The sequence below is a fragment of the Litorimonas sp. genome (assembly GCA_029936425.1).
Classification (GTDB): Bacteria; Pseudomonadota; Alphaproteobacteria; order Caulobacterales; family Maricaulaceae; genus Litorimonas.
In genome coordinates, this window is the sequence record JAPYSU010000002.1 from 1 (window position 1) to 13,414 (window position 13,414).

Genomic DNA, 13,414 nt, shown 5'->3' on the forward strand with positions numbered 1-13,414 from the left:
CAGCCCCTCACCCGCCCTTCGGGCACCCTTTCACGTCAAATGATTATCAATCATTCTTGGGTTCAAATCCCCATGGGAGAGGGGATAATAGCGCTCCATTCAAACGGACGGGTGTAAACCGCTCCCCATCCCTGCCACGCGGGACCATTCGCGTCACAAGATTTCATGTCGCTTTAGCTCAAACCCCGCGAACGGGGAAAGAATAATTAGGCCAAATTCGCTAGTGCAGGAACGGGATTTTCCAATGATGAATGGCAGGAGTGGCGATAAACAGAGACTTAAGGAAACTCCTATATTATAAATCTTCTCATAATGAATAAGAGAATTCAGCGCCTCAAACAAAATTAGTACTTGCCAGTTGAAATACAACTACATATAGAATTTTATATGGCAAGATGCACAGCACCCGTACGCGGACACAATTCAGCAGCTGCAGCCGCCGCATGCCCAGCATGTAGAGGTAGAGGCCGCTATAGTGGTTACGGTAGCTATAGCAGCTACGTGTCACATTCGACTCCACACTCTCGCTCGGCGAGCACTGGGAGCAGACGAGGCTCCGGAACAGGGGGAGGAACAAGTAAACCAAGATGGTCGCCAGCAAGCTCGTCCGTAAGTTACACACCGGCTCAGCTACGAACATTAACACCAGTTCGTGAAAGCATCGAAAAGCGATCAGCCGTACCAGATCTTCGTGATGTCTTTCTCTGTCACGCGTGGGATGATCGAAAAGGAACGGCTAAGGAACTCCATGATTTACTCGAATCACTCGGTGTGTCGGTTTGGTTCAGTGAAAAAGATGTTCTTTTAGGTGCCTCTTTGCTGCGCGAAATCGATAAGGGGCTGGCCAAATCGCGAGTTGGTATTGTGTTAGTTACTCCTGCGTTTCTAAGTCGCGTTCGTGGAGAGGGCATTGCCGATAAAGAACTTTCAGCACTCTTAGCGCGAGACCTACTGGTTCCCATAGTGCACGACACGAATTATGAAGCTCTCCGAGAGGTAAGCCCTTTATTAGGATCTAGAAGCGGCCTGAGCACTGAAGAAGAGGCTATGGCAGATGTTGCGACTAAGCTCGCCGAGCTAGTCGCCGTCTAGGTTTTATAACAAAGCAAACTGCATAATTCCGTAAAATCACTATTTACAGTAGGCCAACTCAACCCTCCAATTTAGCGTCGGTGTATTTTTATATATCAATCTTTAAAACACCTTACCCCAAATCCCCTCTCACTTGACTATCCCCCCAACTTCCCGTAAACGCCGCGCAATTCTGCGCAGATTTACTCCTGCGCTCCGCGCTGTGCATGATGCAGACGGGGTCCCGTGGTCGACGTGTTACGTTCACCGCGGCTCTTCTGCTTTGGGCCAACGATATTGAGGTAAAGATTTGTTTGAGACGCTTGGTGATAAGCTCGGAAACGTATTTGACAATCTGACAGGCCGAGGGGCTTTGTCGGAAAAAGACGTCAATTCCGCCATGCGCGAGATTCGCGTGGCGCTTCTCGAAGCTGATGTCGCCCTGCCCGTTGTTAAGGATTTTGTCGAAAAAGTCCGCCGCGAAGCTGTGGGCGAAAAGGTCATCAAATCCATCAAGCCCGGCCAGATGGTCGTCAAGATCGTCAATGACGCGCTTATCGACATGCTTGGCGGGACGCTGTCTGATGAAGACGCCGATAAGGAAGAGGCCGCCAAAGCGAACCTCTTAAACCTTCAGGCGCGCCCGCCCATTGCCATTCTGATGGCCGGCCTTCAGGGCTCTGGTAAGACAACGACCTCCGGCAAGCTGGCGCTTTATCTCAAGAAGTCACTCAAGAAAAAAGTCCTTCTGGCGTCGCTCGATACGAACCGTCCGGCGGCGATGGAGCAGCTCGGCATGCTCGCCAAACAGGCGGATGTCGGCTTCCTCCCGATCGTTCCGGGTCAGAGCGCATTGGACATTGCCAAGCGGGCGATGAAAGAAGGGGCCAAGGGCGGTTATGACGTCGTCTTCCTCGATACGGCCGGCCGGACGACCATTAATGACGAATTGATGGACGAGGTCGACGCCATTGCGAAAGAAACCAAGCCGACCGAAACCCTTTTGGTGGCCGACAGTCTGACCGGCCAGGACGCGGTCGAAACGGCCAAACGGTTTAATGAACGCCTGCCCCTGACGGGCCTTGTGCTGACACGGATTGACGGCGACGGACGCGGCGGCGCGGCGCTGTCCATGCGCGCCGTCACCGGCTTGCCGATTAAATTCCTCGGCACGGGCGAAAAGCTTGACGGGCTAGAGGCCTTTGACGCGGAACGTCTTGCGGGCCGCATTCTGGGTCAGGGCGATATTGTCTCCCTCGTTGAAAAAGCGTCTGAGTTTATCAACGAGAAAGAGGCTGCGGCCTCCGCCGAGAAAATGCGCAAAGGTCAGTTCGACCTTGACGATCTGGCCAGACAGCTCGGCCAGATGCAGAAAATGGGCGGCATGGGCGGCCTGATGAAAATGCTGCCCGGTATGGGCAAAATGAAAAAGCAGCTCGACGCTGCTGGCGGTGTGGATGATCAGCTGCTCAAACAGCAGCAAGCCATAATCTATTCCATGACAATGGAAGAGCGCCGCAATCCCGGATTGATGAAGGCCTCGCGCAAGAAACGTATCGCGGCCGGCTCTGGTATGAGCGTGCAGGAAGTCAACAAGCTACTTAAAATGCACCGCCAGATGTCCGATATGATGAAAAAGATGGGCAAAGGCGGCATGGCCGGGTTGATGCAGCAAATGGGCGGAATGCCCGGAATGCCGAAAATGCCCGGCGGGATGATGCCCGGCTCCAAAGGCGGAATGGGCGGTATGCCTGATCCGTCCAAAATGGATCCTGAACAGCTCGAAGAACTCAAGAAACAGCTCCCCGGCGGGCTTGGCAAATTGCCGGGTCTAGGCGGCGGCGGAAAACTTCCGGGTCTCGGGGGCTCCAAAGGGGGCGGCCTGCCCGGTCTCGGCGGGGGCGGAAATCCCTTTGGGAAGAAAAAGTAACATTAGAATTTAAACCGATTGCTAGATTATAAAGGAAAACATCATGGCTCTCAAACTTCGTCTGGCCCGTCACGGCGCCAAAAAACGTCCTTACTACCGTATCGTGGCGGCGGATTCCCGCTCTCCACGAAATGGCCGCTTCATCGAAATCGTTGGGCGTTATAACCCAATGCTTCCGAAAGATTCCGAAGACCGCGTCCAGCTTGACGTTGAAAAATGTAAAGCCTGGCTCGAAAAAGGCGCCCGCCCGACCGAGCGCGTGGCTCGCTTCCTCGGCGCGGCAGGTCTCTGGGACTGGAAACACGGCAATAACCCGCAAAAAGGCAAGCCAGGCCAAAAAGCTGTAGAGCGCGAAGAAGAGCGCGCCGAGAAAGCCGAAGCCCGCAAAGCGGCTGAAGCTGAAGCGAAAGAAGCCGCAGCAGAAGCGAAAAAGGCCGCTGAAGAAGCCGCCAAAGCCGAAGCAGACGCGCCAAAAGAAGACGCCCCTGCAGAAGAGGCAAAAGCTGACGAAGCACCTGCTGAAGAAACTAAGGCCGAAGACGCCGAAGAGAAAAAATCAGAAGAGTAGTCTTTACGGCAGTCTGAATTTTAAAGCCCGGCCAGATGGTCGGGCTTTTTATTTTTCCAGCCGAGCTTAATTCCGCAAAAGCACAATATCGAAAAAGTGTTCTTGTGAATCCTGAAACACCGTCTCGATTTCAAACGGCGTATCCGCAATAATATTGCGGATAATCGGGAGGTCATATTTTCGGGAAATTTCGACCTTTATTTTTTCGCCTTTTGCAAAGTGAATAAGCTGGTCAATCGCTTTTATCTCTACATCCTGATCCGCCAGGCTTTCGATATAGCTGATCGCAATCCCGTTTTCTTCGTCATATTCCGGGGCGTGTCGAAACTGCGCGAGATCAAACTCTCCGCCGAGTTCGCTGTTGATCCGCTTGAGCAGGTTGAGATTAAACGCCGCTGTCACGCCTTTGGAATCATTATAGGCCGGCAGCACAATGTCTGCCGATTTTTTCTTGTCTACGCCCAGAACAAGTCGATCCCCGGGCGTCAGGCGGCGGGAGAGCTTTTCCATGAAGGCTTTGGATTTTTCATCCGTCAGATTTCCGAGATTTGAGCCCAGATAGAGTATGACTCTCGGCTGTGCGGTTTCCTGCAGCCCTTTCAGACGTTTGAAATAATCCCCTTGTTCTATCCTGATTTTCAAATCAGGAAGCTCCTTCGTCAGATGATTTTTCAAATGCTCCAAGACATTCGCCGAAATGTCGACGGGAACATACGTGAAATTATATCCATCGGAGAGAAGTTTTTTTAAAAGGTGAAACGTCTTCTGGCCATCCCCTGCCCCGAGCTCGACCAATTCGAAAGGCTTTTCCGGGCTCTGGCCGAGGGCTTTGATCAAAGAGTCGGTTTGCTCTCTGAATATCTCCATTTCGGCCCGTGTCAGGTAGTATTCCGGCAGATCCATTATCTGAATGAACAGATCATCCCCGGCGGCGTCGTAGAAATATTTAGACGGTAGGGTTTTCGGAGCGGCGCCTAGGCCATCCGCCACGTCATTCGCAAATTCATCGGACATTTATTTTGCCAACCTCAAGCCGGAGAATTGCCACCGCTTGTCCGGATGAAAAAAGTTCCGATAACTCGCCCGAATATGTCTCTGCGATGTCAGGCAAGAACCGCCCTTTAGCACCATAACATTACTCATAAACTTTCCATTATACTCACCAATTGTGCCTTCGGACGGGGTAAAACCCGGGTAAGGCGTAAAGGGGCTGGCTGTCCATTCCCAGACATCGCCGAAAAGCCCGCTCAGTTGACCGCCAGCAGTGCTTTGCGGCTGAGGCCGAAGTCGCTCCGAGCCTAAGAAGTTTCCTTCCAGAGGATAGTCTTTCGCGGCGAATTCCCACTCCGCCTCGGTCGGAAGCCGCGCGCCAGCCCAGGCGGCATACGCGTCGGCTTCGTAATAGCTAATATTTTGAACGGGGGCGTCGGGGTCTATCGGCTGTGGCCCGCGCAAGGTCATACTCCACCACTCGTCATTATTTTCAAACCAATAGAGCGGCGCATTCCAATTTTCGCTTTGGCACACGGCAAATCCATCAGACAGCCAGTGCGCAGGGTCTTCATAACCCCCTGCTTCCATAAACGCCATCCAGTTTGCGTTGCTCACTGTTCGGTTCGCCAGTTCAAAGGGGCGCAAAATCACCTGATGGCGCGGGGCTTCGCAATCAAAGTGAAATCCGTCTCCGTCATGACCGATCTCGACTATGCCGCCCTCAAACTTGGTCCATCCCATTTCCGATGTGTCTCGGTCATAGGAGACCGGCCGTGTGGGACGGTAATTCGGCCGGAGCGGATTTTGCGAAAATAGATGCAATATATCGGTGAGCGCCAATTCCTGATGCTGCTCCTCATGGGCTCTACCGAGCTCGAGCAGTTTAAGACAACGCGGATTTCCGCCCAGGATGAGCGACTTCATATGTGACGTAACATGACGGCGATATTCTAAAACCCTGTCTAGAGCGGGTCGGGTAAGCATGCCGCGGCGATTTCTCGCGTGGCGGTCGCCGACTCCATCGTAGTAAGAATTGAAAAGATAGGAAAAATTCGGGTCAAACCGCGCCTCTTCACCGCATTCCGGGACAATGATAAATTCTTCATAGAACCAGCTTGTATGCGCCAAATGCCATTTCATTGGACTTGCATCCGGCATGGATTGTACGGTGGCGTCCGCATCGCTCAGATTTTCGGCTAAACTCTCCGTAACCTCTCTGCCTTTTCTGAAATTTTCCCACTTGGACTCGAGTTTATCGGCATCCATTTTCTTCACGCGGGGAGAGGCAATCATGGTCAGTCCTTTTGGTAAAAGTTATTTTACGAACACATAAGCCCGCTGGATGGTTCCTTCGTCTTTGCGCCCCTGTTCGGAACGAAAGTCAACTCTGGACCATTGAAACAGTGGAATTCCGTCTCACCTTACCTTCTCCCGGAGCCCCTCATGACGACTTTGCCAAAATTTCCAGATCTGAAAACCGTAATTTTCAATACCTCTTTAAAGCGAAAGGCAAAGAAATCTCATACCCGGATTCTTCTGGACGCTATCTCTGATTTAATGACCAAAGCGGAGGTGGACGTCACAACGATTCACATGGTTGACCATATCGTGCCGCCGGGGATTTATCCTGATATGACGGAGCACGGTTATGATGAGGATGAATGGCCCAAAATCTGGAAGACGGTTAAAGCGGCGGATATCCTCATTATTGGAACGCCCCTTTGGCTCGGCGAGGAAAGCTCCGTCTGCCGCGTTCTTATTGAACGTCTCTACGCGATGAGCGGCAAGCTAAACGATGACGGCCAGAGTGTTTTTTACGGCAAAACAGGCGGAGCTGTCATTACGGGGAATGAAGACGGCGTAAAACATACGGCAATGAGCCTTCTCTTTGCGTTGCAGCATTTAGGCTACACGATCCCGCCACAAGCGGATTGCGGATGGATCGGCGAAATAGGACCCGGACCTTCCTTTGGAGACAAACAAAAGAACGGGACAACCGGGTTCGACAGTGATTTTACGCAAAGAAACACGACGATCATGACTTGGAATTTGATGCAACTGGCTCATCTGCTCAAATCCAATGGAGGCTTTCCCAAATACGGAAATGATCGAAAGGCCTGGGGAGACGGCGAAAGGTTTGGATTCGAATTACCAGACCGTTCAATTTCTTAGCCCGGTTTGGTCGCGAGGATTAATCCTCGCCCAGTATCTTTTTTAGGAGGCTAACCTGCTTCTCAAAGGCGTCGGAGCCTGGCGCAATCAGTTCGACATGACCTTCATTCGGTATGACAATCACTCTGGCCTTATCGCCTGCTTGTTTAGCTTTGGCGGTAAAATCATCGCCCAGAGCAGGTGGGGCGATACGATCTCTTTCGCCGTTGACGCTGTATATCACTGTGCCCGTAGGCAATAGGCGATCGCTTGAGGTATCGGAGACCGGGTCCGGACGGGCGTCAGATGCCTCCCCTATCAACTCACCTTTGATTTCCGCTAAACAGCTTTTCAGGGTTAGTGGTTCGGACGCCTCTAGATCCGCCAAACCACCGGAATTGACAACTCCCAGCATTTGCAGAGGGTCGCCTCCGGCCAAGACGCTTGTGGCAGGCAAGTTTTTTCGCCCCGCCAGCCAAGTGACCAAGTGTCCCCCGGCGGAATGACCAAAGCCGGCCACACGACTCAGATCCAAATTAAACTCTTCGCCATACTCCCGTAGGGCATCAGCGGCTTTCGCAACGTCGTAAAACGTGCCGGGATAGCCTCCGCCCTCTTCATCAACGCCCCGATATTCGATGTTCCAAACGGCGAGACCCTCGTTGCGCATCGCTTCGGCGGCGTAATTCATCAGAGTTCGATCTGCGATAGATTTCTGCCAACATCCGCCATGCACCATCAGAACGACTGGATGCGGCCCCGGCCCCTCCGGGAGCCAGACATCCACAATTTCGGTTTCCCCATCTCCAATACGAACCGTTTCTGTCGGCGCCTCTTTTCGACGGTTAGTCAGATCAGGCCAGCTCATGAGAGGTGCAGGCTCGTTCATAACAATCTCCTTTTCGGCCATTGAGGCTTCGGACGTTTGGATTGGGGTGGTTTCGCACGCTGTCAGAGTAAGCGCTGTAAAACCAAGCAGGACGTGCAAGCTATATTTAATCATGACATCAGGTCTCATTTGAAATGTATGAGAAACTCTACTGGTCAATCCCGGGTATGTCATGCAAAACAATTCTATGAAAATTGCAACGACAAGAGATGAGGCTTTAGCCCTCGATGCCCAAGACCCTTTGGCGAAGGCTAGAGCCCAATTTAAACTGCCCGACGATGTGACTTACCTTGTCGGGCATTCTCTCGGGCCGCCTCACAATGCGGCGTTAGAGAAGTTAAACCACTGCGCGGCTGACTCTTGGGCCAAGGGACTTGTCGGGTCATGGAACAGTGCGGGCTGGTTTGACCTTGCGGCCAAGCTCGGCGGGAAACTTTCCGGCCTCATCGGAGCTAAGCCGGATGAAGTGATGGTGACGGATACAGTCTCCGTCAATCTCTTTAAACTCGCCGCCAGCGCTCTGCCTCTCACGCAAGGCACGCGGCAGATTTGTGTGGATGCCGAAGAGTTTCCAACAGATCAGTATATCGCCCAGGCCTTTGCGGAGTTGACGAATGTGACGTGTCGGCGCGTAAACCCCGGTGAGGATTTTAACGCCTTGTCCGAGGGCGGCATTTATATCAAGAGCGCCGTAAACTACCGCTCCGGCGAGCGGGTCAATATGAGAGCTTATGAAGATAAGGCGCAGGAGTCAGGCGCCCTAATCCTCTGGGATCTGAGTCATGCCACAGGCGTCATCGCTTTGGATATGAAAGCTGTAGGCGCCAAACTCGCAACCGGGTGTACCTATAAATATTTAAATGGCGGCCCGGGCGCGCCGTCTTTTTTATACGCCGAGAAACACCTCCTGCCAGAGTTACATACGCCCCTGCCCGGCTGGATGGGACATGCCGCTCCGTTTGAATTTGACGGACAGTACAGGCCCAGAGAAGATGCTGCCCGGTTTGCGTCCGGCACGCCTCCAATATTGTCTTTATCTGCTCTGGAAGGTGCTCTGGACGCATTTGAGGGCTTAGACATGAAAGCCCTGGAAGCAAAATCCGGAGCTTTGGGAGATTTATGTATCGCTCGAGCGCAAGATATTGGTCTTGACGTGATGTCGCCGCGCGAAGCCTCCAAACGCGGCGGACATGTCAGTTTAAAGGTAGAGAACGGTTATCCCGTTACCCGCGCGCTTCACGCCAAAGGGTTTCAAAGCGATTTCCGCACGCCAGATACAATCCGGTTCGGATTTTCACCGCTCTATCTGCGTTACGTCGATGTCTGGGACTTGATGGGGGCCTTAGCAGAAATAATAGAGACGAAAAGCTGGGACGCGCCGGAATATCACGCCCGTTCAAAGGTCACTTAATTCCCTGCTCATAAAAAAGCCCGCTCGAGGCGGGCTAAATTTATTAGGGCTATTCGATGGCCTAGCTCTTATATTTTACGCTACAGCCATAAGGCGCTGTTTCCGCCGTGGCGACCGGGCGGCCCGCATCCAGATCAGCCAAGGCAGAAGCGACATAATTTTCAGCGCCTTCAATCGTTGCTGGGTTTGATGAGCGGTTATCGTCAATCGCGCCCTGATAGACCAAAGTCTGATCCGGCGTTATGACATACATATGCGGGGTCGTTTTGGCATTAAAAGCTTTGCCCATATCCCCTTCAGGATCGAGAATGACGGCCGTCGGCGCGGCGTCCCATTCCGCCATCAATTCATTCGCGCTTTCGCCGTCTTCATATCCTTGCTTGCCGGGGGCGCTGGAAATTACGGTGAGCCAAACGGTTTCGCCGTCAGCCGTTGCCGATTTTTGCAGCTTTTGCATATTGTAAGAACCGTAATGCTTCTGGACGTAAGGACAGCCCTTGTTGGTCCATTCCAGAACAACTCTTTTGCCTTCAAAATCTGAAAGGTTGTGCGTTTTCCCATTAGAATCGGTAACCGTCATATCCGGAACCTGACTTCCCGTTGCCACTTCGGCCAAGGCGGTCGTTGAAAGGGTTAAAGCCGCGACGCTGAGAGTTGCGGCAGCAAATTTAGTCATCATACGCATGAAACTGTCCTCACATTTATTTTTGAATCCTGCCCCCGGATATACGGAGTGTCAGGATGTCGAGCCGTCCTTAGCTCTTTCAATGGCGTCTTTTATCACATCATATGTCAAAACTTGAGGCAAAACTTCGGCGCTCACGGAATTGTCACCAGATGGAAAGACCAGATAAAGAGGAACGCCGGCCCGGCCATAGCGTTCCAGTTCCTGCGCGATCTCATCGTTCTTATTGGTCCAGTCAGCCACGAGAAAAGCGGTATTGGTATCGAGGAAAAGCTGTTTGGTTTTATCATTTTCCAGAACGAGCGTTTCATTGACTTTGCAGGTGACGCACCAAGCGGCGGTGAAGTCGACAAAGACGGCACGCCCGTCTGCACGGAGCTCATCCACGCGCTCAGTAGACCACGCTTCATGAGTCAAATCCACGGTCGTGGCTGAACCCGGCCGAATAGAAATAATAACAAAGAGAGCCAAAACACCGACAAGTACGGCGAGGCTCTTTATCGAATTTTTTGAACTTTTAAAGGCCCAGACCGCCAAGGCAAGAAGCAGCATGGCGCTCAAGACCTTTAACAATCCCATTGATCCGGCCTGAAGACTGACGACCCAGACAAGCCAGATCGCGGCGGCAAACATGGGAAAGGCAAGAAGTTCCTTGAACCGCACCATCCAGCGGCCGGGCTTGGGCAGAACCTTCAACAGGCGCGGCACATAGGCAATAAGTAAGAACGGGAGGGCAAAGCCGATGGCCAGTGCCAGAAAAACGGCCACTGTTACGGCCACGGGTTGAGCGACTGCATAACCAATCGCCCCGGCCATAAACGGCGCTGTACAGGGCGTTGCCACAATCACCGCCAAGAGTCCTGTAAAGAAGGATCCCCGAACGCCGCCTTTTGTGGTCAGACTTGAGCCGGTATTCTGAAAAGACGTCCCGAATTCGAAAACGCCCAACAGGTTCAAACCGACAGCGAAAATCAAAAGGGCGAGACCTGCTACGACCAATGGGGATTGTAGTTGAAAACCCCACCCTATCTCGCTGCCTGCGGCTTTAAGCGCGATAAGCAAAATTGTCAGCACGAGGAAGGTCGCAAGCACCCCTGCGGTGTAGGCCCAGGCCTCGCGCCGGATGACCGCCCGTTCCCCATGCGCCGTTTTCGCGATGCTGAGCGCTTTCATGGAGATGACCGGAAAGACGCATGGCATCAAATTAAGAATAAGGCCGCCAATAAGAGCCCCGAAAATCGCGCCGATAAGTGTAAAGGATCCAGCCCTCACGGCGGCAGCATCGCCCGCGCTCGCGACCAGTCCGATATCCAGACTTTCACCCACAGTCACATTTATTTCCGACCCCGTCCGCACGCCGTTTTGTTGATAGGAGAGAACGCCCGAAATTTGATCCGGCAGGCCGTTATCCCACCCATATTCGGAAGACGTGCGAATCTCTATTCCGTTTTCGCCCTTCGCAACCGTTTGCGGCTCTGAATGCGCCACAATGCCTTGATCAAAGGGAAAGAAATAGCTTTCTGAAAAATCACCTTCCGGTAGATCGGCCAGGGTTAAAACCGCCTCTTCCGCTTCCTGATTTATAACAGCAGCAATCGGCGCTGGCTTAGGAGATGTGTTTACCGCGTCCTGAATGAGTACATCCCAGCGGGCGTCTTTCACGCTTTCCCCAATCGGCATATCAATGGACGCGCTGCCATTTTCCGGAATGCAGATATCCGCGCACACCAGATAATAAAAATCGAGCGTTAGAGTTTGGATTGTTCCAGGCTCTGCCGTTTCCGGAACGACGGCGGAGACCGGAAAAAGCGGCGCGCCTTCAAAACCGTAATTGATAATCGGCCCTGTCGGCAGGGTCATGGGCAGCGGCCAGGTGATTTCCCCCGTTTCCCAGCCTTCGGGTAATTGCCAGTCGAGCTGGACAGGCTCGCCGCTATCGCCGGGGTTACGCCAATAAGTATGCCAGCCGGGATCCAAGATTGTTCTGAGGGCAAGTTCTATGGTTTCGCCAGGCGCGGCGCTGTCATGTGAACTGACCAGAGAGGCGACCACCTTACCTGTATCCACAGATTCGCTTTCTGCGGCATAGCTTGGCACTAAAGCAGCAAAGAAGAGGCAAAGGCTAAGAAAAAAGGCTTTCATACAGGGGTCTTACTTTATTCACCGGTGTGAGGAAACGGCCTTTCTCGGCTGATAACGCAGAGGTGAAGAGCTCAGGGGCAGACAAAGAAAAACCCGAATTGTTTCCAATCCGGGTTTAAATTTTTTACAGTTGCGAAATTATGTGGCTGATTTAGCCGCCTGAAGCCGCAAGGTCATATTGACCAGACGCTGCCAATTTCCAAGAGAAACAAGATGGGCATGGGCCACAGCCAGATATCCCCTGTCTGAAAACTCTTTCAGTTTCTCTGCCGGCAGAGCTTTCATTTTTTCTTCGCTGACAGCGAAATAATCCGCAATTTTTTGAAGCGGCGCTTCGGAGCCGTCCGGATTATTTCCGCGGAAGTTCATGACTTTTGACTCAAACAAGTCGGCGGCTTTGAAATCTTCTATCATCTTGGCCGTCGCCTGACGGTCACGTTCGTAATTTTGCAAAAACTGGAACGCTTCTTTGGTAAAAGCGGATGTATCATCTTTATCAAAGAAGGTTTGCGTCGGGGATTTATCTGTCACGCACTCGGCTTCTGTGTCGACACAGACAATAAAGCGGTCATTGGCCTGATCTCCGGCCAACACGAAAGGATAACGGCGGGCAAAGGCCGGCATGTAGTAATCCTGATTATACTGACCCTCATCAACAAAGAGGTTTTCCTGCTGGCGAATACCCATAACCGCGAGAGGAGCCTTTTCCTCACCCGCAAAAATAATCGGCATGGAAGCCGCAGCGGACCCAAATTCAGGCGCTGTCAAAGGTAGAAAATGCTGATCCTTCATAAACTCAAAAGGTTTATCGACAGGCTTCACTCCAAATTTGGAATGGTTGTCTTTTGTCAAAGGCTGAGGGTTTTTATAGAACATTACATTTCCGGTAATGGCAGGAGATTGATTACCTGCATTCTGATTGCCGGATGTTTTGGCGTCTGGTTTTTTGGCCATGGTGGTCCTTCCCCGAATGGCGGTTTCATAAAAGTTAATCGTCGAAATGACAGCCGCCCCGCCTGATTCAATCAAGGGAGCGTTATTCTCCGCAAGGCCTTAAACAATTTAAATGATGCGTTCAATAATGGATTGATTCCTTTCACAGCAACGCAAAACAGTTTAAGACCCGCAAACTATGACTGATCACGGCACATCACAAACCCTTGAAGACCGTCTCGAACTTGCCCGGGCAACGGTATTGGAAAAAGGCGAGAGATTTACGCCGCTTCGTGAGCATGTCCTGGAACTTATCATGTCCGATGGCGGCGCCGTCAAAGCCTATGACCTTTTAGACCGTCTGGAGCCCGATTTGGGCTCGCCAAAACCGCCCACCGTCTATAGAGCGCTCGAATTTCTGTCCAAACACGGTCTGATACACCGGGTCGAAGCACTAAATGCCTTCATTGCCTGCGATCACGGCGGCAAAGGACATTTGGCAGAGTTTTTCATTTGTGAGAAATGCCAATCTGTTGAAGAAAGACACGCGCATGACCATGCGGACTGCAAACCGGACGGGTTTCAAATCCGCCGGAGCGTCGTCGAACATTACGGCCAATGCGCCAAATGCGCCGCGTGAT

The 13,414-nt window shown here is 52.2% G+C and carries 12 protein-coding genes; 6 read left to right on the forward strand and 6 right to left on the reverse strand.

Translation table 11 applies throughout. From position 1 onward, the window contains the following. Positions 1–387 precede the first annotated feature (387 nt). From ACN0IC_RS01910 to rpsP, 3 genes are all read left to right on the forward strand, one after another. Positions 388–1,092, forward strand: coding sequence for a toll/interleukin-1 receptor domain-containing protein (locus ACN0IC_RS01910; protein ID WP_416877067.1), 705 nt, complete (start codon positions 388–390; stop codon positions 1,090–1,092). A gap of 289 nt (positions 1,093–1,381) precedes the next feature. Then, entirely contained in the window at positions 1,382–3,001 is a 1,620-nt protein-coding gene (gene ffh / locus ACN0IC_RS01915; RefSeq protein WP_416877068.1) for a signal recognition particle protein, read from the forward strand. 43 nt (positions 3,002–3,044) lie between these two features. Then, positions 3,045–3,569, forward strand: coding sequence for a 30S ribosomal protein S16 (gene rpsP, locus ACN0IC_RS01920; RefSeq protein WP_416877069.1), 525 nt, complete (start codon positions 3,045–3,047; stop codon positions 3,567–3,569). A gap of 66 nt (positions 3,570–3,635) precedes the next feature. Here rpsP and egtD read toward each other — a convergent pair whose 3' ends face one another. Next, the gene (gene egtD, locus ACN0IC_RS01925) at positions 3,636–4,583 is read right to left on the reverse strand and encodes an L-histidine N(alpha)-methyltransferase (protein WP_416877070.1); all 948 of its coding nucleotides are present in this window, start codon (positions 4,581–4,583) and stop codon (positions 3,636–3,638) included. Then, the gene (gene egtB / locus ACN0IC_RS01930; protein ID WP_416877071.1) at positions 4,584–5,855 is read right to left on the reverse strand and encodes an ergothioneine biosynthesis protein EgtB; all 1,272 of its coding nucleotides are present in this window, start codon (positions 5,853–5,855) and stop codon (positions 4,584–4,586) included. 150 nt (positions 5,856–6,005) lie between these two features. Between egtB and ACN0IC_RS01935 the strand changes: the two genes are divergently transcribed. Next, complete coding sequence (locus ACN0IC_RS01935) at positions 6,006–6,734, forward strand: flavodoxin family protein (RefSeq protein WP_416877072.1); 729 nt, start codon at positions 6,006–6,008, stop codon at positions 6,732–6,734. A 19-nt stretch (positions 6,735–6,753) separates the two neighbouring features. Here the strand turns inward: ACN0IC_RS01935 and ACN0IC_RS01940 are convergent, their stop codons facing one another. Then, positions 6,754–7,716 (reverse strand): alpha/beta hydrolase, encoded by a 963-nt coding sequence (locus ACN0IC_RS01940; protein ID WP_416877073.1) that lies wholly within the window; start codon positions 7,714–7,716, stop codon positions 6,754–6,756. A 73-nt stretch (positions 7,717–7,789) separates the two neighbouring features. Here ACN0IC_RS01940 and ACN0IC_RS01945 point away from each other — a divergent pair, with 73 nt between their 5' ends. After that, complete coding sequence (locus ACN0IC_RS01945; protein WP_416877074.1) at positions 7,790–9,013, forward strand: kynureninase; 1,224 nt, start codon at positions 7,790–7,792, stop codon at positions 9,011–9,013. A 61-nt stretch (positions 9,014–9,074) separates the two neighbouring features. Here ACN0IC_RS01945 and ACN0IC_RS01950 read toward each other — a convergent pair whose 3' ends face one another. From ACN0IC_RS01950 to ACN0IC_RS01960, 3 genes are all read right to left on the reverse strand, one after another. Next, a complete protein-coding gene (locus ACN0IC_RS01950) occupies positions 9,075–9,698 on the reverse strand; it encodes a thioredoxin family protein (protein ID WP_416877075.1) in 624 nt (207 codons plus the stop codon). 51 nt (positions 9,699–9,749) lie between these two features. Continuing rightward, positions 9,750–11,840 carry a protein-disulfide reductase DsbD family protein gene (locus ACN0IC_RS01955; RefSeq protein ID WP_416877076.1) on the reverse strand — a complete coding sequence of 697 codons (2,091 nt, stop codon included), beginning with the start codon at positions 11,838–11,840 and terminating at the stop codon, positions 9,750–9,752. Between the two features lie 138 nt (positions 11,841–11,978). Further along, positions 11,979–12,794, reverse strand: coding sequence for a SapC family protein (locus tag ACN0IC_RS01960; protein WP_416877077.1), 816 nt, complete (start codon positions 12,792–12,794; stop codon positions 11,979–11,981). Between the two features lie 178 nt (positions 12,795–12,972). Between ACN0IC_RS01960 and ACN0IC_RS01965 the strand changes: the two genes are divergently transcribed. Further along, positions 12,973–13,413 (forward strand): transcriptional repressor, encoded by a 441-nt coding sequence (locus ACN0IC_RS01965; RefSeq protein ID WP_416877078.1) that lies wholly within the window; start codon positions 12,973–12,975, stop codon positions 13,411–13,413. Position 13,414 lies beyond the last annotated feature (1 nt).